20 protein-coding genes are annotated in these 20878 nt (G+C 73.0%); 6 read left to right on the top strand and 14 right to left on the bottom strand.

Going from position 1 to position 20878, the window contains the following annotated elements; genetic code table 11:
• The first annotated feature begins 3 nt into the window (after positions 1-3).
• Positions 4-537, top strand: coding sequence for an EF-hand domain-containing protein (locus ACZ7OU_RS38715; protein WP_470259119.1), 534 nt, complete (start codon positions 4-6; stop codon positions 535-537).
• 209 nt (positions 538-746) lie between these two features.
• A complete protein-coding gene (locus tag ACZ7OU_RS38710) occupies positions 747-2357 on the top strand; it encodes a S1 family peptidase (RefSeq protein WP_470259118.1) in 1611 nt (536 codons plus the stop codon).
• Between the two features lie 324 nt (positions 2358-2681).
• On the opposite strand, the gene ACZ7OU_RS38705 is transcribed toward ACZ7OU_RS38710, so the two are convergent.
• The 6 genes from ACZ7OU_RS38705 to ACZ7OU_RS38680 form a co-directional block, all read right to left on the bottom strand.
• Positions 2682-3254, bottom strand: coding sequence for a TetR/AcrR family transcriptional regulator (locus ACZ7OU_RS38705; RefSeq protein ID WP_470259117.1), 573 nt, complete (start codon positions 3252-3254; stop codon positions 2682-2684).
• Positions 3251-5146 carry a YhgE/Pip family protein gene (locus tag ACZ7OU_RS38700; RefSeq protein ID WP_470259116.1) on the bottom strand — a complete coding sequence of 632 codons (1896 nt, stop codon included), beginning with the start codon at positions 5144-5146 and terminating at the stop codon, positions 3251-3253. Before ACZ7OU_RS38700 ends, ACZ7OU_RS38705 begins: the two co-directional genes overlap by 4 nt.
• Positions 5143-5832: a P-loop NTPase family protein gene (locus tag ACZ7OU_RS38695; protein ID WP_470259115.1), complete on the bottom strand. Its 690-nt coding sequence runs from the start codon at positions 5830-5832 to the stop codon at positions 5143-5145. The genes ACZ7OU_RS38700 and ACZ7OU_RS38695 overlap by 4 nt, the downstream gene beginning before the upstream one ends.
• A 274-nt stretch (positions 5833-6106) precedes the next feature.
• Positions 6107-7027: a GNAT family N-acetyltransferase gene (locus ACZ7OU_RS38690; protein ID WP_470259114.1), complete on the bottom strand. Its 921-nt coding sequence runs from the start codon at positions 7025-7027 to the stop codon at positions 6107-6109.
• 21 nt (positions 7028-7048) lie between these two features.
• Positions 7049-7960, bottom strand: a complete 912-nt coding sequence (locus ACZ7OU_RS38685) for a GNAT family N-acetyltransferase (RefSeq protein ID WP_470259113.1) — start codon at positions 7958-7960, stop codon at positions 7049-7051.
• Complete coding sequence (locus ACZ7OU_RS38680; RefSeq protein WP_470259112.1) at positions 7957-8808, bottom strand: class I SAM-dependent methyltransferase; 852 nt, start codon at positions 8806-8808, stop codon at positions 7957-7959. Before ACZ7OU_RS38680 ends, ACZ7OU_RS38685 begins: the two co-directional genes overlap by 4 nt.
• Positions 8809-9113: 305 nt before the next feature.
• Here ACZ7OU_RS38680 and rpsA point away from each other — a divergent pair, with 305 nt between their 5' ends.
• The gene (gene rpsA / locus ACZ7OU_RS38675; protein ID WP_470246387.1) at positions 9114-10613 is read left to right on the top strand and encodes a 30S ribosomal protein S1; all 1500 of its coding nucleotides are present in this window, start codon (positions 9114-9116) and stop codon (positions 10611-10613) included.
• Positions 10614-10708: 95 nt separating this feature from the next.
• Here the strand turns inward: rpsA and ACZ7OU_RS38670 are convergent, their stop codons facing one another.
• Positions 10709-11344: a TetR/AcrR family transcriptional regulator gene (locus ACZ7OU_RS38670; protein WP_470259111.1), complete on the bottom strand. Its 636-nt coding sequence runs from the start codon at positions 11342-11344 to the stop codon at positions 10709-10711.
• A 160-nt stretch (positions 11345-11504) separates the two neighbouring features.
• Between ACZ7OU_RS38670 and ACZ7OU_RS38665 the strand changes: the two genes are divergently transcribed.
• Positions 11505-12125: an HD domain-containing protein gene (locus ACZ7OU_RS38665; protein ID WP_470259110.1), complete on the top strand. Its 621-nt coding sequence runs from the start codon at positions 11505-11507 to the stop codon at positions 12123-12125.
• Between the two features lie 5 nt (positions 12126-12130).
• Positions 12131-12577 carry an OsmC family protein gene (locus ACZ7OU_RS38660; RefSeq protein ID WP_470259109.1) on the top strand — a complete coding sequence of 149 codons (447 nt, stop codon included), beginning with the start codon at positions 12131-12133 and terminating at the stop codon, positions 12575-12577.
• 22 nt (positions 12578-12599) lie between these two features.
• Here ACZ7OU_RS38660 and ACZ7OU_RS38655 read toward each other — a convergent pair whose 3' ends face one another.
• Positions 12600-12848: a hypothetical protein gene (locus tag ACZ7OU_RS38655; RefSeq protein ID WP_470246391.1), complete on the bottom strand. Its 249-nt coding sequence runs from the start codon at positions 12846-12848 to the stop codon at positions 12600-12602.
• Positions 12849-13052: 204 nt separating this feature from the next.
• Between ACZ7OU_RS38655 and coaE the strand changes: the two genes are divergently transcribed.
• The gene (gene coaE / locus ACZ7OU_RS38650; protein WP_470259108.1) at positions 13053-14237 is read left to right on the top strand and encodes a dephospho-CoA kinase; all 1185 of its coding nucleotides are present in this window, start codon (positions 13053-13055) and stop codon (positions 14235-14237) included.
• On the opposite strand, the gene ACZ7OU_RS38645 is transcribed toward coaE, so the two are convergent.
• The 6 genes from ACZ7OU_RS38645 to ACZ7OU_RS38620 all read right to left on the bottom strand — a co-directional run bounded on the left by ACZ7OU_RS38645 (position 14234) and on the right by ACZ7OU_RS38620 (position 20865).
• Positions 14234-14857 (bottom strand): response regulator, encoded by a 624-nt coding sequence (locus tag ACZ7OU_RS38645; protein ID WP_470259107.1) that lies wholly within the window; start codon positions 14855-14857, stop codon positions 14234-14236. The two genes, coaE and ACZ7OU_RS38645, sit on opposite strands and share 4 nt — an antisense overlap.
• Positions 14854-16125 (bottom strand): histidine kinase, encoded by a 1272-nt coding sequence (locus ACZ7OU_RS38640; protein ID WP_470259106.1) that lies wholly within the window; start codon positions 16123-16125, stop codon positions 14854-14856. The genes ACZ7OU_RS38645 and ACZ7OU_RS38640 overlap by 4 nt, the downstream gene beginning before the upstream one ends.
• Positions 16122-17630, bottom strand: a complete 1509-nt coding sequence (locus ACZ7OU_RS38635) for an ArnT family glycosyltransferase (RefSeq protein ID WP_470259105.1) — start codon at positions 17628-17630, stop codon at positions 16122-16124. The genes ACZ7OU_RS38640 and ACZ7OU_RS38635 overlap by 4 nt, the downstream gene beginning before the upstream one ends.
• 87 nt (positions 17631-17717) lie before the next feature.
• Positions 17718-19214: an ArnT family glycosyltransferase gene (locus ACZ7OU_RS38630; protein ID WP_470259104.1), complete on the bottom strand. Its 1497-nt coding sequence runs from the start codon at positions 19212-19214 to the stop codon at positions 17718-17720.
• The gene (locus ACZ7OU_RS38625) at positions 19205-19948 is read right to left on the bottom strand and encodes an ABC transporter permease (RefSeq protein ID WP_470259103.1); all 744 of its coding nucleotides are present in this window, start codon (positions 19946-19948) and stop codon (positions 19205-19207) included. The genes ACZ7OU_RS38630 and ACZ7OU_RS38625 overlap by 10 nt, the downstream gene beginning before the upstream one ends.
• 11 nt (positions 19949-19959) lie before the next feature.
• On the bottom strand, positions 19960-20865 hold the full coding sequence (locus ACZ7OU_RS38620) for an ABC transporter ATP-binding protein (RefSeq protein ID WP_470259102.1): 906 nt from the start codon (positions 20863-20865) through the stop codon (positions 19960-19962).
• Positions 20866-20878: the final 13 nt, after the last annotated feature.

Here is a 20878-nt window from a genome sequence, read left to right as displayed (position 1 = left end):
GTCATGGCCAGTGACTTTCAGCGACGCAAGATCTCCGGCGTGTTCGGTGCGATGGACGCCGACGACGACGGCTACCTGACCGAGTCCGACTTCCGGGCGCTCACGGCGAGGTGGCTCGACGTCCGCGGCACCGACGGCGGCACGCCCGAGGGGGAGAAGCTCGCCGCCATCATGATGGGCTGGTGGGCCACGCTGCGCGACGCCTCCGACCGCGACCGTGACGGCAAGGTCTCCCTCGACGAGGTCCTCACCGTCGTCGACGAACTCCCGAAGATGCCGGGCGCCGTCACCGGAACCGCCGCGGCGATGTTCGAAGCGGTGGACGAAAACGGCGACGGCACCATCTCCGCCGGCGAGTACCGGCGCCTGATCCAGGCGTGGAACGGCGTCGAAACGCCGACGGACGAGGTGTTCGCCCTCCTGGACACCGACGGCGACGGCCGCCTGTCCCACGACGAGTTCACCGGCCACTGGTACGAGTTCTGGGCGGGTGACGACCCGGCGGCACCGGGCAGCTGGGTGTTCGGCCGCGTTTGACGCGCCGGGGCACTCTTCGGTGATCGTTCGGGCAGTCGCTCAGCGGGCCGTTGTCCCGCTGAACGGTCTCCGAGCGTGCTCATCCGCTCACTCGGACGCAGAAACCGTTGGCATTGCTACGAAGGGCTGACTCCGTTCGGGTGAGCCGTTACCGCTGGGTAGGGAGGTCGGCGCCCGAGGCGCGGAGATCACGGCGTAGGGTCCGCCGAATGGGGTTCGAGCGTGAGCGACGACGCTGGCGGGTCCGGCTGCACGACGAACTCGGCCGGGTGTGCGGTGCGGGCACGGTTCTCGACGAGTACCACGTCCTCACGAGCGCGCACGTCGTCGAGACCGCCGGCGGTCCGCGGTCCTCGTTGAGCGTCGACTTCGTCGGCCTGGCCGAGGCGATGCCCGGCACGGCTTCCGTCGTCGAAGGCTGCTGGGTGCCCTCCGACGGGGGCGGCCGCGGCGACCTCGCCGTGCTGCGCCTCGAACGCCCCGAATCCCGCGTCTTCCGCGCGCCGCTGCACCGCATGCCGCTCGGCGAACACCAGCTCGTGCGCGCCTTCGGGTTCCCGCCGGGTTCGGTCGGCCGCTGGACCCACGCCCGGCTCGGCGGCCCCGAGCACCCCGGCGGTCCCGGCGGCGAGTGGGTCCGGCTGTTCCGCACGTCCGAAGCCGAACCGCTCGGTCCCGGCTTCGGCGGCACGGCGGTGCTCGACGAGGCGACCGGTCACCTCGTCGGCGTGGTCGTCGGCAAGGACACCGGCACCTGGATGATCCCGGTCGAGAGCATGCTCGGGCACCTGCCGCAGCTGAGCATCTGGACCTCGGGCAGCCCGGCGGTCGACGCCAGTTTTTCGCGCCCCGTCGGCGAAGCCGTCGACGTCTCCTTCGTGCAGCGCGTCGCCGACTGGTTCGCCAAGGCCGAGCCCGGCACCGTCTGGGTCGTCGACACCGGCGAGGCCGGCTCGCCCGTCGCGGCGGCCCTGCGGTTCGGGATCGTCCTCGCCGACCGCGAACGCTCCCTCGGCGTGCCCGGCCTGCCGCCGGCGCTGGGCGAGATGCCGCCGGCGGGCAGCGTCGACCTCGCCGTCGACGCCACCGGCCGCACCGCCGACGCCGTCCGCCACCGGATCGCCGACCGGCTCACGACCGGCGTCGCGGGCCGCACCCTCGTCGTCGACGCGATCGACGACTCCGCCGAGCCCGACCGGCTCGTCGGCGAGGTGCTGGCCCCGCTCGCCGGCCGCGCGGCCGAGCTCGGCATCCGCCTGCTGCTCGGCTTCCGGGAGGAGTCTTCGCCCGGGGTCGCGGCGGTCCGCGCGAGCACGAACGGCGCCCGCCCGGCGCCGGACGACCTCGCGGGCCGGCTCGACGTGCTGACCCAGTCCGTGGAGGAGCTCGCCGAGATCGAGGCGTACCAGCTGCGCGTGGCAACCCGGTTCACGGGCGTCGCGATGCTGCCGGCCCGCGCCCAGCGCCTGCGCGGCGCGCTGAAGCAGCTGCGCTCGGCCGAGGTCGACGGCGACGCGGAGTGGGTGGAGAAGCACATCGGCGGCCACGAGCACGCGGTAGCCCCGGCGGTCGAGGACGGCCGCCGCCAGCGAGCGGTCCTGGACGGCCTGGTCGCCCGCCGCGAGGAACTGCGCGCGCGCCTGGCAGCGGACAACGAGCTGACGCGAGAGCACGGTTTGGCGAGCGACCCGGAGCTGGAGCAGGCGTACGTACCGGCGAAGAGGTTGCTGATCGACGGCCCCTGCGAACTGACGGCGGCGGCCACAGCGGTGGACACGTACGCGGCGGCGGTCCGGGCCCGCATCGAAGACCGCGCCTGACCCCTTTCGGCCGCCAGAACTGTCGGTGGCGGCCGGTAAAGTAGAGAACGGGGGGCGCCCCGGCGGGCTTGCGCCGATAACTGCGCTTGACCGGCCCGGCGGCCTGCCTGTGTTGGGGAGTGCCCGTCGCCGTGAAGTCGGTGCGGCCCTGTCGGCGTTGGAGTGCACCGACCACCCCGACGCCTGATTGTGACTACGGCCGGCGGCACCGCGTCAAGGCGGGAAAGCGTGCCTTGACCCGGAACCGCCGGCCGTGTTCTGGCTTCGGATCGGGGTGGTGGGAGGGATCTGGGCGCGGTGCCGGCGGGCTGCCCCAAGCTTCGGCTACTTGCGACCCAAACCACGGATCAGCACCATCACCGCTTCCCGCACCTCGGCTCGCGTTCGCTGCGGCCCGAACACCTGCCAGTCCAGCGCCACCACCAGCATCGTGCCGAACAAGCCCGCCGCCGCCGTCGGGATCTCCACCCCGTCCGGCAGCCGCCCCGCCGACTCCAACCGGGACAGCTGCCCCTTCACGATCGAGATGATCTCCTCGCGCAGCAGCGAAAGCGTGTCGTGCCACTGGCCCGGCGTCCGCCACAGCTCGCTCACCAGGATCTGCGAAAACCCCGGGTACGCCGCGATGAACTCCAGCGTCACGTCGACCTGTGCCTCGATCACGTCGAGCGGATCCGCCTCCGAAACCGCGTCACGCAGCCGAAGCGCGAGCATGTCCACTCCGTACCGCAGGAGGCCGTCGACCAGGCCGTCCTTCGAGCCGAAGTTGTAGTAGACCGTGCCCTTCGCGACGCCCGCCTCGGCGGCGATGTCGTCGACCGTCAGGCCGAGCAGGCCCCGGCTCTTCGAGAGCCGCAGGGTGGCCTCGAAGAGCTTCTGCTTCGTCCCGCCGCTCACAGGCTCAGCTCGGGTTTGAGCGCGGACACCGTCCAAACGCGACGCTTGCGCGCGGCCAGTGTGGACACCAGGACCCCACCCACGAGGTAGGCCAGGAGCACTCCGATGTCACCCAAGAGGTTCACCGTCGCCCCGCTGTAGAAGAGGTGGCGGAACCCGTCGATCGCGTAGCCCATCGGCAGCACCACGTGCAGCGGGTACAGCGCGTCCGGGATGGTCTGCCACGGGAACGTCCCGCCCGCGCTGACCAGCTGCAGCACCAGCAGCACCAGCCCGAGGAACTTCCCGACCGCGCCGAAGAACGCGTTGAGCGCGTGCACCACCGAGGTGAAGGTCAGGGAAACCAGCACGGCGAACCCTATCGCGCCCAGTGGGTGCGCGATGTGGATGCCGACCAGCCACGTCACCGCGCCGAACAGCACGACCACCTGCGCGACGCCGAGCAGCGCCGAGGACAGCCAGCCGCCGACGGCGACCCGGAACGGCGACGCGCCCGCGGTCAGTGCCCGCGTCGAGAGCGGCCGCAGGATCAGGAACAGCACGAACGCGCCGATCCAGGTGGCCAGCGAGATGAAGAACGGCGCCAGGCCCGCGCCGTACGTCCCCGCCGACGCCTCGCCGTTGGCGTTCACCGCCACCGGGTCCGCGATCGTGTTGGCGGTCGCGTTGCGGGTCGGGTCGTCCGGGTTCGGGATCTGCTGGAGCCCGGCGGCCAGCCCGTCGCGCAGCTTCACCGCGCCGTCCGCCAGCTGGTTGGTGCCGGTGACGGCGGTCTTCTCGCCGTCGTTGAGCTGCGAAGCGCCGTCACGCAGCTGGTTCGCGCCGTCGGACGCCTGTGCGATGCCACTGGCCAGCTGCGGGGACGCGGCGGCGAGCTTGGCCGCGCCGTCGGAGACCTGCCGGGCGCCGTCGGCCAGCTTCGCGAGGTCGCCGTTGGCCTGCTGGATCTTGCTGTTCGCCTGGTCGACGGGGGAGCGCAGCTGGTCGGCGCGCGCCAGGATCTCCTGGACCTGGGCGTCCGGCACACCCGCGTTGCGCAGGTCGGTCTGGAGCTGGCTCCGGTAGGAGTCGAGCTTGCCCTGGATGTCGGACGACGCCGTCGCGGCGATCGAAGCCGCGTCGGCGACCTTCTGGTCCCCGGCGGCCACCTGCGAAGCGCCGCTCGCGAGCTGCTGCGTCTGCGAAGGCAGGGAAGCGGTGCCGCTCTTGAGCGTGCCCAGGCCGGTCGCCAGCGTCGACGAACCGTCCGCGAGCTTCGCGGCGCCGTCGGCCAGCTGCTGCTGCCCCGACTTGAGCTGCGAAGCGCCGTCGGCGAGCTGGGACGCGCCCGTCGAGGCTTCCTGGATCTTGGCGTAGATCGTGGAGAAGCCGACCAGGAACCGGTCCGCGGCCTCGCTGCCGACCTTCTCCGCGATCGTCTTGCGCACCTGCTCGGCCACCTGCTTCGCGATGGTGCCGGACAGGTAGTTGTTGGCGTCGTTGGTGGTCAGCGTGATCGTCGCCTGCTGCGGCTGGAAGTTGCCGACCGAGAGCAGCGCGGCGGAGAACCCGCTGGGGATGCCGATGGCGAAGGAGTACTTGTCGTCGCGGACGCCGTCACGCGCCTCCTGCTCGGACACCTCGTGCCACTGGAAGGTGCCGGACTTGACCAGCTCGTCGGTCACCTCGCGGCCGACGTTGCGCTGCTGGCCGCTCGAGTCCTGCGCGCCGGTGTCGCTGGTGAAGACGGCGGCGGGCAGCTTGTCGAGCCGGCCGTACGGGTCGTAGTTCGCGTAGAGGTAGAAGGACGCGTACAGCAGCGGCACCAGTACGAGCGCGACCAGCGCGAGCTTCGGCATCGTGCCGGTGGAGAGGCGGCGCAGCTCGTTGCGCGCGATCCGGAAGGCGTTCATTCGGAAACTCCGTCGGTGCTCTCGGGGAGCTCTTCGGTGGGGGCGGGTTCGGGGGCGTGGTGCTGCGGCTCGGGCTGCTCGGCCGAGCCGAGGCGCGCGGGCGTGAAGGGCAGTGCGGACAACGGCGTCGTCGCGGCGAGCACGACGACGGCGAGCCCGCGTTCGGCCAGCTCGCGTGCCAGGCCGGCCCAGCTTTCGACGTCGGAGGTGTGCCGGTCGGGGGTGTCGAGGACGAGCAGCCGCACGCCCTTGCGCTCGGCGGCCAGCTCGGTCAGCAGCCGCGTGCGCAGGGCCGGGGCGAGGTTCTCGAACCGCGTGCCCGCGAACGGGGCGGCGTCGTGCGCGGCGAGCCACCGGGCGACGTCTTCCTTGCCGACCGGGCGGTGGGCGAGCGCCAGCTCTTCGCCGGCGACCACGCGCAGGGGGAGGGCGTCGTCGGGCTCGCTGACGCCGGGGGCGTCGACGACCGCGACGAGCTCGGGCAGTCCGGCGTCGGTTCCTTCGGCGTGCACCGTGCCGGTGGTCGGCTTCAGCCGCCCGGCCAGTGCCAGGCCGAACGCGGTGACGCCGACGCCGGGCTCGCCGTGCACGATCGCCAGGTCGCCCTCGCCGACGGTCAGCGAGGTGGGCGGTAACAAGGGGCCGTGGTGTCCTTCGAGGGACACCCGATCGGCGCGGACCTGCACGGTTACTCCAGCGTCGGGAACTTTTTGAACTGACCGGTCAGTTCAAAAAGCTAGTCCTCGCGGAGTCGCGGGGCAAGATCACCGGACGCACGTCACACCCGTGGGTGACTGTCGCAGTTCGCCGGTCGCGGCGCCCCTCGGAGAACCCGGGCGGGGGAGACGATCCCGCTCAGCGGAGCGCTGCCGCGGGGAGGTCGTGAGTGGGAAACAGTGTTCTAACCCTGTTTTCCACTCACGACCGCCGCGGCAGACCTCCGACCGGTCGCTGCCCTGCTCAGCGGAGCGCGGACGCCGGGCGGACCTCCCAGCTGGTCCACAGCGGGCGATAACCCTGCCGGTGCCAGAACACCGAAGCCAGCGGGTTGGTCGGGTTGTAGTAGAGGTACGTGCGGGTGGCGCCGCCGCGGTGCAGCTCCCGGTGCACGTGGGCCATCAGCGCCCGGCCGAAGCCGCTGCCGCGCTCACCGGGCGCCGTCACCACGTTGTTCACGTAGCCCCAGCGGCCCGGCGGGAGCAGCTCGGCCGCCGCGCTCCCCGGGGTCGCGTCGACCCACGCGCAGTGCGCGAGGGCGCGGGCCTCGCCGTCCTCCTCGGCCAGCCACACCGCCGGCTCGTCCTCGGCCAGCGCGGCGCGCAGCGCGGGGGCGAGCAGCTCGGCCGTGTCCGCCCGGCGGGCCACGGCCACGAGACCGGTGTAGTCGAACGTCGCGGCCGCCAGCGCCAGCGCCACGGCGAAGTCGCCGGGCCCGGCGCGGCGGACGGCGACCGCCGGGTCCGGCTCGGCCGGGGGAGCCGTGCGCACGCCGACCGCGGACAGCGGGACGAGACCGTGGTCGAGGAAGGCGCGGATCGCCTCGGCGTCGCGGCTGGGCCAGAAGACGACGCACGCGGAGTCGTCGCCGGTCTCCTCCGTCTCCAGCGTGCCCTTGAGCGCGCGAAGCAGGAGATCGACGCCTTCGGTGCCGGTGGCGCCGATGTACGGGAAGAGCTGCCAGGTGTCGGCGGCGGCCCAGAGCGTCGTGACGTCGCCGGGCGCCACGCGGTGCCGCTGCAGCACGCCGGCGACCCGGGTGCCGTCCGCGGTCGCGGCGTCCAGCCGCCGTCCCTCGGCCGGAGGCGCGGCGGGCGGCAGCAGCGCGTCGACCGCCGCGAAGCGCGCGCGGTGGGCGGCGAGCAGCGGCTCGGCGATCTCCATGGGTCCCCCTGCTGCGATCGGTCAGGACCAGGCGGGTCGCCGGATCCACATCGTCCACAGTGGACGATAGCCCTGCCGGTGCCAGAACACCGGCGAGAGCGGGTTCGCCGGGTGGTAGAAGAGGAACGTACCGCGCACCTCCGGCCCGAGCAGCTCGCGATGGGCCACCGCCATCAGCGCCCGGCCCACGCCGCCGCCCCGCGCGCCGGGCGCGACCGACAGCGTGTCGACGTACCCCCAGCGGCCCGGGTGCAGCCGGCCGTGGATGCCGTCGCCCGGCCGGGGCGAGGCGGGCGCGCACGCGGCCAGGCCCACCGGGACGCCGTCGTCCTCCGCGAGCCAGACCAGGCCGGTGAAGCGCAGCGCGCGCACGACCTCCGCGCGCAGCAGCGCCCGCGCGCCGGGCCGCGGTACCGCGGTGCCGACCATCGACGTGTAGCGCCACTCGGCCAGGCGCAGGTCGGTGAGGGCTTCGACGTCGCCCTCGCCGGCGAGGCGGACGGACACCCGCGACGGACCTTCGCCGGTGGGCGGCCCGGGCGGCCGCACCGCCAGGCACGTCATCGGCGCGAAGCCGTGGGCCAGCAGGACCGCCGACGCCTCGGCGTCGCGGCTCGGCCAGGCCACCGTGCAGCCCGAGTCCAGGCCGGGCCGCGTGCCGCGCAGCCGGTGGCGCCAGGCCCCGAGCAACGCGGTCAGGCCCGCCGCGCCGCTGTCGCCCGGGACCGCGGTCAGGTCCCAGATCTCCAGCGGCCCCCACAGCGCGGGCCACGCCCCCGGCGCGTGCACGACGTGCGTCAGCAGGCCGCCCGCCCGGCGCCCGCCGGTGGTCACCACCAGCGGCTCGCTCGCCGCCGGCGGGGCGGCGATCGGCGGCAGCTGCGGGTCGAGCGCGGCGAACCGCGCGTTCTGCTCCCGCTCGAGGGGGTTCACGGGCGGCGCGTGCGGAAGATCGCGGTGCCCGGGAAGAGCCGGCCCCGCAACGGGCTCCACTGGCCCCAGACCCGCGTGTGCCCCTCCGGCCACTCGGGCTCGACCAGGTCGACGAGGGTGAACCCGGCCGCGGCCAGCGCGCGCACGTAGTCGCCGAGGGTGTGGTGGTACTCGACGTAGGTGGCGGTGCCCTCGTCGTCGACCTCGACGTACGGCGTGCGGTCGAAGTAGGGCTGGGTGACGGTGAGCCCCTGCGGGCCGGGGTCGTCCGGGAAGATCCACCGCATCGGGTGGGTCACCGAGAACACCCACGGCGCGCCCGGCCGCAGCACCCGGTGCACCTCGGCGAAGACGGCGCCGACCGAGGCCACGAACGGGATCGCGCCGAAGGCCGAGCAGGCCGCGTCGAAGCTGCCCGACGCCAGCGGCAGGTACTCGGCGTTCGCCTGCACCAGCGGGACGGCGGCGCCGGTGCGGTCGTTGCCCGCGCGGGCGTGGCGCAGCATGCCGGCGGACAGGTCGGTCGCCACGGCGCGGGCGCCCTGCGCCGCGAGCCAGCGCGAGCACGCGGCCTGCCCGCAGCCGACCTCCAGCACGCGCTTGCCGCGTACGTCGCCGAGCAGCCGCGCGTCGGCCTCCCGCACCCCTTCCGGGCACCAGACGAAGTCGGCGTCGCCGAGGAAACCGCCGTGTTCGGCCTGGTAGTCGTCGGCGTCGGCGTCCCACCAGGCGAGGTTCGCGGCGGCGGCTTCGGGGCCCCCGACCGTGCGGTAGGCGACGGCCGTGGTGCCGAGCCGGTGCTCGGCCGCGTCGTGGCGCCCCGGCGCGGGCGGGTCCTCCGGTGGCATGATGGTGGTCTCCGGTCCCTGCGTCCTGGTGCGTGCGGTTTGCTTCCGCGAGGACCTTAGCGATCGTGGGGGACCCTGATTGTGCCGCCTAGCGGCCGCCGCGTAGGATAAGTGTTAGCGCAGTGGGTTCGCGCTGCCTTCCGCTCAGCTTTCCAGGTCGGGCTCGGGGTCGCGCACCGTTATGCGGGTCATGCCGCGGTCGTTCACTGGTGGACGTTTGCTCGCAGGGTCGTCGCATGCTCACAACAGCCCATCGCGCCGACAACTGCCAACCCTCGATCCCATCCACCGGAGCAACCCGCCTAATGACCATCGACACCGCCACCGCCCCGACCGCCCCGAACGCGGCCCCGCAGGTCGCCATCAACGACATCGGGTCGGAGGAAGATTTCCTCGCGGCTATCGACAAGACGATCAAGTACTTCAACGATGGCGACATCGTCGAGGGCACCATCGTCAAGGTCGATCGCGACGAAGTCCTGCTCGACATCGGCTACAAGACCGAGGGCGTCATCCCCTCGCGTGAGCTGTCCATCAAGCACGATGTCGACCCGGCTGAGGTTGTCACCGTCGGCGATGAGGTCGAAGCCCTGGTTCTCCAGAAGGAGGACAAGGAAGGCCGTCTGATCCTGTCCAAGAAGCGCGCGCAGTACGAGCGCGCCTGGGGCACGATCGAGGAGCTCAAGGAGAAGGACGAGCCCGTCAAGGGCACCGTCATCGAGGTCGTCAAGGGCGGCCTCATCCTGGACATCGGCCTGCGCGGCTTCCTCCCCGCGTCGCTGGTCGAGATGCGCCGCGTCCGCGACCTGCAGCCGTACGTCGGCCGCGAGCTCGAGGCGAAGATCATCGAGCTGGACAAGAACCGCAACAACGTGGTCCTGTCCCGTCGCGCCTACCTCGAGCAGACCCAGTCCGAGGTGCGCAGCGAGTTCCTCAACGCGCTCGCCAAGGGCCAGGTCCGCAAGGGCGTCGTGTCGTCCATCGTCAACTTCGGTGCCTTCGTGGACCTGGGTGGCGTCGACGGCCTGGTGCACGTTTCCGAGCTGTCCTGGAAGCACATCGACCACCCGTCCGAGGTCGTCGAGGTCGGCCAGGAGGTCACGGTCGAGGTTCTGGACGTCGACATGGACCGCGAGCGCGTCTCGCTGTCGCTGAAGGCGACCCAGGAAGACCCGTGGCGTCAGTTCGCCCGCACCCACGCGATCGGTCAGATCGTGCCGGGCAAGGTCACCAAGCTGGTTCCGTTCGGTGCGTTCGTGCGCGTCGAAGAGGGCATCGAGGGTCTGGTCCACATCTCGGAGCTGGCCGAGCGCCACGTCGAGATCCCGGAGCAGGTCGTCCAGGTCAACGGCGACGTCATGGTCAAGGTCATCGACATCGACCTCGAGCGTCGTCGCATCTCGCTGTCGCTGAAGCAGGCGAACGAGGGTGTCACGCCCGACACCGAGTTCGACCCGGCCCAGTACGGCATGGCGGCCGAGTACGACACCGAGGGGAACTACATCTACCCCGAGGGCTTCGACCCGGACACGCAGGAGTGGCAGGAAGGCTTCGACAAGCAGCGTGAGGAGTGGGAGGGCCAGTACGCGCAGGCCCACACTCGTTACGAGGCCCACATGAAGCAGGTCCAGAAGGCCGTCGAGGCCGACGCGGAAGCGGCGGCCGACGCCGCGACCGGCGTCGAGGGTGGCTCGGAGAGCTACACCTCGGGTTCGACCTCGACCGACACGAAGAGCACCGGCGGCACCCTCGCCTCCGACGAGCAGCTCGCGGCGCTCCGCGAGAAGCTCTCCGGTGGTGCGTGAGCACCAGCGCTCTGAGCGTCTGAGCTGACAGCGAACCCCCGGTCCCGAGTGGACCGGGGGTTCGCTGCGTTCCAGGCTCGGGTTTCGGGCTCGGCTCAGCGGTTGCGCAGGCCCAGGCCGGTCATCATCGCGGCGACTCCCCGGCGGTACATCCGCTCGTTCGCCTCTTCGGTCGGCGGGATGAACCAGTCCGGCAACGGCGTCCGCGAAGCCAGCATCAGCTCCGCCCCGACCAGGCCGTGCATCGCCGTCCACAGCTGGTACGCCGTCTCGCGGGCGTCCGCCTCCGGTGGGCACACCCGCTGGACCCGGGCGATGAACAGGGTGAACGTCGTCCGCACGACCGCCGACCGCAGCGCCGGGTCCGGGTCGAACCCCGGGACCGGGCGTTCGAACATCAGCGAATAGCGGACCGGGCTCTCCCGGGCGAACAGCCGGTACTCGAGCGCGAGGTGCATCAGGTCCGCGATCCCGTCCGGGGTCGCCACCGGCAGGCCTTCGAGCAGCTCCCGCAGCGAGTCGAACGTGCGCTCGTACAGCGCGTCGAGCAGGCCCGCGCGGCCGCCGAAGCGGGCGTACACCGAGATCGTCGACGCGCCGGCCGCCTCGGCCACCCCGCGCACGGTCAGCCCCGTGACACCCCGGTCGAGCAGCACCCCCAACGCCGTGTCCAGGAAACGCTCACGGTGGCCCTGCTCGACGGGGCGCGTCGACAGATGCCTGGTGGCCACGGCGCACCCCCTTCGCGCACAACGACGTCCGGGTGACCCACCCGCAGCAAAAGATACGATATCCGGCGCGTCTTGGGAATGCGCCGGATGTCCGGATGTGCGGGATTCCCGTCCGCCGGACGCATGTCCGAGCACCGCGCGGGCGGGCATCGTCGGCGTCATGACCATCGACGTCCCCGGCACCGCGCTCGCCCGCGAAGCCACCGAGTACGTCCGCGACACCGCGGGCCCGCTCCTGTACGACCACTCCGCCCGCGTCTACCGGTTCGGCGCTCTCCAGGGCCGGCGCCGCGGCCTCGCCTTCGACGCCGAACTGCTCTACGTGGCGGCCCTGTTCCACGACCTCGGGCTGGTCGAGGGCCACCGCTCCGACCGGCGCTTCGAGCTCGACGGCGCGGACGAGGCCCGGCGCTTCCTGCTGGACCACGGCGTCGACGCCGACCGCGCCCGGATCGCCTGGACGGCCGTCGCGCTGCACACCACCCCGGGCATCCCCGAGCACATGGAACCCGAGATCGCGCTGGTGACGGCCGGGGTCGAGTACGACGTCCTCGGCATCGGCTACCACGACCTCCCCGCCGAGGAGCGGGCCGCGATCGTGGCCGCGCACCCGCGGCCGGACTTCAAGCGGCGCATCCTCGCGGCGTTCACCGACGGCATCCGTGACCGGCCCGACACGGCGTTCGGGAACGTCAAAGCCGATGTACTGGCCCGGTTCGTGCCAGGCTTCGAGCGGACGGACTTCGTCACCACGATCTTGGACTCACCCTGGGAGGACTGACGCGGATGGAGCACCCCGAGCCCGGCACGGTCGTCGTCACCGCGACCGGCGACGGCACCTACACGCAGCGGGTCACGACGGCGACCCACGAGCTGCTCGTCGACGAACCGGTCGCGGTCGGCGGCGCCGACGCCGGCCCGAACCCGTACGAGCTGCTGCTCGCGTCGCTGGGTTCGTGCACGGCGATCACGCTGCGGATGTACGCGGACCGCAAGGGCTTCCCGCTCACCCGGGCGACCATCCGGCTCCGGCACGACCGCATCCACGCCGAGGACTGCGCCAAGTGCGAGACCGAACGCGGGATGCTGAGCCGGATCACGCGGGAGATCGAGCTGGAGGGCGAGCTGGACGACGACCAGCGCGCGAAGCTCATGCTGATCGCCGACAAGTGCCCGGTGCACCGGACGCTGTCGTCGGAGATCGCGATCGAGACGCGCGAAACCGGGCGTTGAGCAGGGGCTGAGCGGGGGACGGTCAGGCGGCGCGGGCTGTCAGCGGCCGCACGGTCGCGGTGCCGACGGCCGGGACCCAGATGCGCTCGAGGGCGGCGGCGCGGGCCTTGCGGCGGAGTCCGGCGAAGCTGTGCCTGGCCGGCACGAGCAGGGCGTTGAGCCAGGTCCGGCGGTAGCCCGCCAGCGCGTCGGCCACGGTGCGGTGCAGAAGGCAGTGCACCAGCCCCGGCGTGCCGAGCCGGTGCTTTCCGGCGTGCTTGCTGTCCGCCATCGTTCCTCCGTGTGGGCGACCCTGTCGCGCGGACGGTACGCACTCGGCCCGGTCAAGGTGAGTAAGCAACGCGGCGTGTCCGGATATCGGTTGAGTCACGCGTCACGATCACTTGCGGGTCACCCGTCCGTGTGCACTGACCACGCCGTGGCGCGGGCGGGCCGGTGACCGGCGGCCGGATCCGGGCTGACTAGGGTGATCGGCATGCTGCGTGTGGGGTTGACGGGTGGGATCGGGGCCGGCAAGTCGACCGTGGCGAACCGGCTCGCCGAGCACGGCGCCGTCCTGATCGACTCGGACCGGATCGCCCGCGAGGTGGTCGAGCCCGGTACCGAGGGGCTCGCCCGGCTCGTCGAGGAGTTCGGCGAGGAGATCCTGGCCGCCGACGGTTCGCTCGACCGGCCGGCGCTCGCCGCGAAGGCGTTCGCCGACGACGAGTCGCGGCGCCGGCTGAACGCGATCGTGCACCCGCTGGTCGGCGCCCGCACCGGCGAGCTGATGGCCGCCGCCGCGCCGGACGCCGTCATCGTCCACGACATCCCGCTGCTGGTCGAAAACGGCCTCGCGACGGCGTACCACCTGGTCGTGGTCGTCGACGCGCCGGTCGAGGTGCGGGTCCGGCGGCTGGTGACGGCGCGGGGCATGGCCGAGTACGACGCGCGGGCCCGGATCCGGGCGCAGGCGAGCGACGAGCAGCGCCGCGCCGTCGCGGATGTGTTCCTGGACAACGGCGGTGCCGAAGACGCCGTGCTCGCCGACGTCGACGCGCTGTGGGCCGACCGGCTCGTGCCGTTCGAGGCGAACATCCGGCTGAGGCGGCCGCGGCCGCCGGTGTCCCCGAAGATCGCCGAGTACGACCTCACCTGGCCGGCGCAGGCCGAGCGGGTGCTCGCCCGGGTCCGCGCGGTGGCGGGGGAGCTGGCCCGCCGCGCCGACCACATCGGCTCCACCGCGGTCCCCGGCCTGCCCGCCAAGGACGTCCTCGACCTCCAGCTCACGGTGGCCACCTTGGCCGACGCCGACACGCTCGAGGAGCTGCTGTCCGACGCCGGGTTCCCGCGGCTCGAGGGTGACTGGTACGACGACGCCCCGGACGGCGGCGACCCCTGGCCCAAGCGCCTGCACGTCGGCGCCGACCCGAAGCGCGCGGTGAACCTGCACGTCCGGTCCGAGGAGACGCCCGCGTGGCGGCTCGCGCTGCTGTTCCGCGACTACCTGCGCGCGAACCCGGACGAGCGCGACGACTACCGCGACGTGAAGCTGCGGCTGGCCGGCGCGCACGCCGGGGACGGCAACGTCGCGTCCTACGCGGAGGAGAAGCAGGAGTTCGTCAACGGCGTGTTCGGCCGCGCGGAGAAGTGGGCCGGGACCACCGGCTGGACGCTCTAGGAGCCCAGCAGCCCGCGTTCGAACGCGACCGCGACGGCCGCCGCGCGGTCCTTCACGCCGAGCTTCGCGTAGACGTGGATCAGGTGCGTCTTGACGGTCGCTTCGCTGATGAAGAGCTTCTTCGCCGCTTCCTTGTTCGTCGAGCCGCGGGCGACCAGGGTGAGCACTTCGAGCTCGCGCTGCGACAGCGCTTCCCGCACCGGCGCGCGCATCCGGCCCAGCAGCCGGCTCGCGACCGCGGGGGAGAGCACGGCCTCCCCGCGGGCGGCGGCTTCGACGGCGCGGAAGAGGTCCTCGCGCGGGGCGTCCTTGAGCAGGTAGCCCGTCGCGCCGGCCTCGACGGCGGGCAGGACGTCGGAGTCGGTGTCGTAGGTCGTGAGCACCAGGACCCGCGCCGGGTTGCCCAGCCGGGCCAGCTCGGTGATCGCGGCGACGCCGTCGGTGCCCGGCATCCGCAGGTCCATCAGCACGACGTCGGGGCGCAGCCGCTCGGCCAGCGCCACGGCTTCGGCGCCGTTCGCCGCCTCGCCGACGACCTCGAAGCCGCGGCCGGTGAAGATGCCGCGCAGCCCGTCGCGGACGATCGGGTGGTCGTCGGCGATGAGCACGGTGATCGTCATGCGGAGGCCTCCGGCGGGGACGGGACGGCGGGCAGGACGGCCGAGATCGCGGTGCCGCCGCCGGGTTCGGACTCGACGTGGAGCGTACCGGCGAGCCGCTCGACGCGCCGTCGCATCCCGGGCAACCCGAAGCCGGGGCCGGGCCCGGGGGTGAACCCGGCGCCGTCGTCGCGGACGTCGAGGGTCACCTCGTCGTCCATGTAGGACAGCGTGAGGCCGACCCGGCTCGCCGCGGCATGCTTGTCCACATTGGACAGTGCCTCCTGGGTGACCCGCAGGACGGTCGACTCGATCTCGGGGTGCAGCGGCCGCGGGTCGCCGGTGGTGGTGAACGCCGCGGGCACGCCGGTCCGCCCGCTCCACCGCGCCGCGACGCCGGCGAGCGCGTCGGGCAGCGTCGCGGTGTCCAGCGGCTCGGGGTGCAGCGCGCGCACCGAACGCCGGGCGGCGGTGAGGTTCTCCCGCGCGAGCGCGGTCGCGGAGTCCAGGTGCCGCTGCCGTTCCGCCGGCTCGTCCTGGGCCAGCGCGGCGGCCTCGAGCTGCGTGATGATGCCGGTGAAGCCCTGCGCCAGGGTGTCGTGGATCTCCTGGGCCAGCCGCTGCCGCTCGTCGAGGATCCCGGCTTCCCGGGCCTGGCTGAGCAACTGTCGTTGCAGGCCTTCGTTTTCCGCGTGCGCCGCGGCGAGGTCGTCGAGCATGCGCCGGCGTTCCTCGTTCTGCCGGGCGATGGCCGTCGAGAGCAGGCCGCCACCCCCGATCGCCGCGGTCTGCACGACGATGATCGTGACCCAGATGGCCGGGCGCTCCCGCAGGGCGTGCACCGGGCCGCCGTTGCCGAGGGTGTTGATCAGCAGCGACGTCACCGCCAGCGCGGCGAAGGCCAGCCACGTGGGCCGCAGCCGCATGGCGGCCAGGAACGCGAAGATCATGAAGATGAGGAACGTGATGTCCCGGACTTCGAGGGCGCTGCCCAGCCCGATGACGCCGAGGAACGTGAGCAGGGCGAAGCCCGGCCGTTCGCGCAGCCGCGGCGGCGCGAAGACCACCGTCGCGAGCACCCAGAGCGCGGTCGCGGCGACCAGGGCGCCGGTGGTCGCCCACCAGCGGGCGTCGTGCCCGCCGACGCCGAGGGTGACCACCGTCGCGACGGCCAGCAGCGCGATGGCCAGGACGCGCTCGGCCCGGAACAGCCACGGCTGCCAGCCATCCGGGGTCCGCGCCGACTCCGGCGGCCACATCGGCCGGCTCCAGTCGACCTCGAGGCTCACGCTCTCATGTCCTTGAGCCGCGGCCAGATCTCCGCCCAGGTCGCGGTCCGGCCGGTGAGCCGCCAGACCGGCATGTGCTCGCTCGCGTTCGCGACGCCGAGCCGGTTGCCGACCTGCCCGGCGAGCTGCGCGTTCCCGAAGTACTTCGCGAGCTTCGACGGGTCGTAGCCGACGAAGAGCACCGTGTCGGCGTCGTCGGCGGGCCGGCCGAAGTACCAGAAGCCGCGGCTCGGGCTGGAGACCTCGGGCAGGCCGTGCTCGGGCCCGTACCGGTCGAGCGCGCCCGCCTGCCAGTAGCCGCCGGTGACGACGGCCGTGCCCGGCGGTGCCGTCCGGTACAGCGCGGCGACGTCGCCGGCGAGGTCCGGCCAGCCGATCTCCTCGGCGGCGTAGGCCGGCCGCGGCGCGCCCGGGTGGTCGGCCAGCCACTGCGCGGGCCAGAGCGGCAGCGTGAACGGCAGGCTGAACAGCGCGGACAGCACGAAGACCGGCCACGTCGGCACCCACCGCCACCAGCGAGCCGGTTCCCGCGCCTCGAGGTGGACGGCGGCCGCGGCCCACAGGACGCCGAACATCCCGGCGGCGTAGTAGTACCGCCCGTTGGCGACCAGGAAGACCGCGACGACGCCCAGCGCCGTCCAGCCGAGGAACCGGTACGGCCGCAGCTGCCGGCTCCCGAGCAGCACGGCCACGCCGTAGAGGATGCCGAGCGCGCCGATCACCCAGCCGGCGCCGGCCAGGAGGTTCGGGACGAAGCTCTCGCGGCCGCCCGCCGCGTCGACCTCGGCGCCGACCGCGTCACCCATGCCGAGCTGCGGCCAGCCGTTCGCGCGCTGCCACAGCAGCGTGGGCACCAGCGAGCCGGCGGCGATCAGCGCGCCCAGCCAGAGCTTCGGGCGGCGCAGCAGCTCCCGCGGTCCGACCACGAGGACCGCGAGCCCGGCCACCACCCAGAACGCGCCGATGAGCAGCTTGTCGTTGAGCGCCACCGCCGTCACGACCCCGAGCCACACCAGGAGCGCGTCGGCCCGGGTGCGGACCCAGCGGACCAGCAGCCACAGCACGAGCGCCCACAGCAGCGGGTCGATCGTCGACGTCGCCAGGTAGTGGCCGCTGCCGACGAACTGCCCGCAGATCGCGTACGCCGCCGCGGCGCGTGCCTGCGCCTTGCGCTGCCCGCCGAGCTCCCGGGCGATCAGCGCGGTGACGACCACCCCGGCCGCGGTCGCGGCGATCGCCGGCAGCCGGAAGACGACCAGGTTCCCGGGCGCCAGGGAGTCCATCGCCCAGGCCAGGAACGGGACGAGCGGCGGCTGGTCGGCGTAGCCCCACGCCAGGTGCTTCCCGGCGGCGAGGAAGTACAGCTCGTCACCGAAGTAGCCGTAGCGGCCGGCCGTCAGCAGCAGGGCGGTGGCCGTGCCCAGCGCCAGCAGCGCGACCGGCAGCCGGGCGAAGGGGGCGAGCTCGGCTTTCGCCTGGTCGGGGGCCGTGGCTACGGCGTCCATCATGCTCCTTGTCCGTGGTCGGCGCCGGTCCTTCCCGCACCCTACGTGGGCCTGTGCGGGGTGACCGTGCGGATGGTGACGCCGGGCTCACGTGTGCGTGTTCACCAGCTTCGGCCACAGCTCGGACCAGGGCTCGGTCCGGCCGGTCGCCAGCCACAGCGGCACGCCGTCGAAGTGGCTCGGCTTCGCCGCGCCGGTGTCCACCTCCCCGATCGGCCGCAGGTCGGCGAAGTGCCCGAGCAGCGGCCGCGGATCTTCGCCCACGAACAGCACGTCGGTCGTGCTTTCCGGCGGGACGACCAGCGTCGCGTAGCCGCGGTTCCCGCTGGCCGGCTCGGGGAGACCGAGGTCGCGGCCGTAGCGGTCGAGCGCGCTCGCCTGCCAGTACGTCCCGGTCACCACCGCGGTCCGGTCCCGGTCGGGCAGGCGGGCGAACGCGCCTGCCACCGAGCGGGCCCCTTCCGGCCAGCCGATCTCGGCGAAGGCGAACACGGGCGACGGCAGCGACGGGTGCTCGGTCAGCCACGCCCGCGGCCAGACCGGCAGCGCCACCGGAACGACGAGCACGACGGCCAGCGCGTAGCACGGCCAGGTCGCGACCCGCCGCCACCAGCGCGCCGGTTCCCGGCGTTCGAGCGCGACGGCGGCCATCGCCCAGCACACCGGGTACATCCCGGCGACGTAGTAGAACCGGCCGTTGACCACCAGGAACACGACGGTCAGCAGCACGGTCGTCCAGCCGAGGAAGCGCAGCTCTCGGCTGCGCAGGAGCCGCCACAGGCCGTAGCAGAGCAGCACGGCGCCCACCGGGAGACCGGCAGTGACCAGGGCCGTCGGCAGGAACGTCAGCCGGCCGCCCCAGGTCCCGTCGACCTCGTGCGAGATCGCCGCGCCCATCCCCAGCTGCGGCCAGCCGTGCGTGGCCTGCCAGAGCAGCGTCGGCACCAGCGCCACCACGGCGATCGCCGCGCCGAGCCACAACGCGGGACGCCGCAGCAGCTCCCGTGGCCCGCAGACGAGGACCGCGACCCCGGCGGCGAGCCAGAAACCGCCGATGAGGAACTTCGTGTACAGCGCGACCGCCGTCACGACGCCGGCCCAGACGAGCAGGCCGTCGGCGCGGGTGCGCAGCCAGCGGACCAGCAGCCACAGCACCAGTGTCCACAGAAACGGGTCCACTGTGGACGTCGCCAGGTAGTGCCCGCCCGCCAGGAACTCCGTCGAGACGGCGAAAGTCGCGGCGGCGAGCGTCTGGGCCTTCGCGCCGCCGCCCAGCTCGCGGGCGATCAGCGCGGTGAGCGCGACCCCGGCGAGCACCGCCAGCATCGCCGGGATCCGCAGCACGAACGGCGAGTGCCCGAGCGCGTCCATCGCCTTGGCCAGCAACGGAAGCAGCGGGGGCTGGTCGACATATCCCCACGCGAGGTGGCGCCCGGCGGCGAGGAAGTACAGCTCGTCGCCGAAGTAGCCGTAGCTGTTCGCCGTCAGCAGCAACGGGATCGCCATCAGCGCCGTCACGACCGCCACCGGCTTTACAGCTACCGGCCGGACGACGGCGGGTGCGGGCGCGGTCGTCACTCCCATCGGAACACCCGCACCGCGATCGTGGTGCAGACGACGGCGAACGCCGCCATCGCGCCGAGCTGCAGCAGCTCCGGCGCGTCGCCGGCCCAGGTGGCGCGCAGCGCGTTGAGCGTGCCGCCCAGCGGCAGGACGTCGGCGACGTGCTGCAGGAAGACCGGCAGCTGCTCCTTCGGCACCCAGACCCCGCCGAGCGCCAGCATCGGGAAGAACAGCGCGCTGCCGATGCCGCTGGCCGCGCGGCCGGTCGGCGCCAGCGCCGCCACCAGCAGCCCGACGGAGAACAGCGCCAGTGCGCCGAGGACGATCGAGAGCAGGAAGCCGCCGGGGTTGCCCGGCAACGGAATGCCGAGCACCAGCCCGCCGACCCCCGCGATGAGCAGGACCACGACGACCGCGGCCGCCAGGTTCACCAGCAGCTGCGCGGTGAGCAGCCGGCTCGGCGGCACCGGGCTCGCGGAAAGGCGTTTCAGCAGGCCCTTTTCGCGGTAGGTGGCCATCGCGTTCGGGAACAGCGTCAGCGCCAGCATAGCCAGCAGGATCGTGACGGCCATCGGCGCGATCACCGTGGCCAGCGCGCTGTGCCCGCCGTACTTCGGGTCGGGCTCGTTCGCGCCGGGCATGAGCCCGAACACCAGCAGCAGCGCGAGCGGGATGCCGACGACGACGGCCGGAGCGCCCGGGTCGCGCAGGAACACCTTGGCCTCGGCGGTGGTCAGCTTGGTCAGGACGGACATGGATTCCCCCTTCATTCCGGCCGGTGGCCGGTGAGCGCGACGAAGGCGTCGTCGAGGCCGGCCTGCTCGACACGCAGGTCCCCGGCGATCACGCCGAGCCGGGCGAGCAGCGACGTCACCGCGTGGAGCACGTTCCCGCTCCCACAGACCACGAGGCGGTCGCCGCTCCGTTCGGCCGTCCGGACCTCGGGCAGCGCCTCGAACACACCGGGGTCGAGCGGCGCCGACGGCCGGAACCGCACGACCTGCTCGTCGCTCACCCGCGCGACCAGCCCGGCCGGTGAGTCGACCGCGACGACGCGGCCGGCGTCGATCACCGCGATCCGGTCGCAGAGGCGTTCGGCCTCGGCCATGAAGTGCGTGACCAGCAGGATCGTCACGCCCTGGGCGCGCACGGCCTCGATCAGGTCCCACGTGTCGTGGCGGGCCTGCGGGTCGAGGCCGGTGGTGAGCTCGTCGAGCACCGCCAGCTCCGGGCTCCCGATCAGCGCGAGCGCGATGGACAGCCGTTGCTGCTGACCGCCGGAGAGCTTCTTGTAGGCCTTGGTGCGGTGCTCGGTCAGGCCGAGCGTAGCGAGCAGCTGGTCCGGGTCCGCCGGGGTGCGGTAGAAGGCGGCGTAGAGGTCGAGCAGCTCGCCGACCCGCAGCTTGTCCTGCAGCCGGCCCTCCTGGAGCTGGACGCCGACGCGCTGGCGCAGCTCGGCCCGGTCGCGGCGCGGGTCGAGACCCAGCACCGAAAGCCGGCCGCCGTCGGGCGTCCGGAGGCCTTCCAGGCATTCGACGGTCGTGGTCTTGCCCGCGCCGTTCGGGCCCAGGATCCCGAAGATCTCGCCGCGCTCGACGGTGAACGACACGTCGTCGACCGCGACCTTGTCCCCGTACCGCTTGTGGAGGTGCTCGACCTCGATGACCGGCATGGCGCCGTCCCCC

It is taken from the genome of Amycolatopsis sp. NPDC114505 (assembly GCF_055633615.1).
Note: the sequence above shows the minus strand (reverse complement) of the source record. Positions and strands in the feature narration are given on the sequence as shown.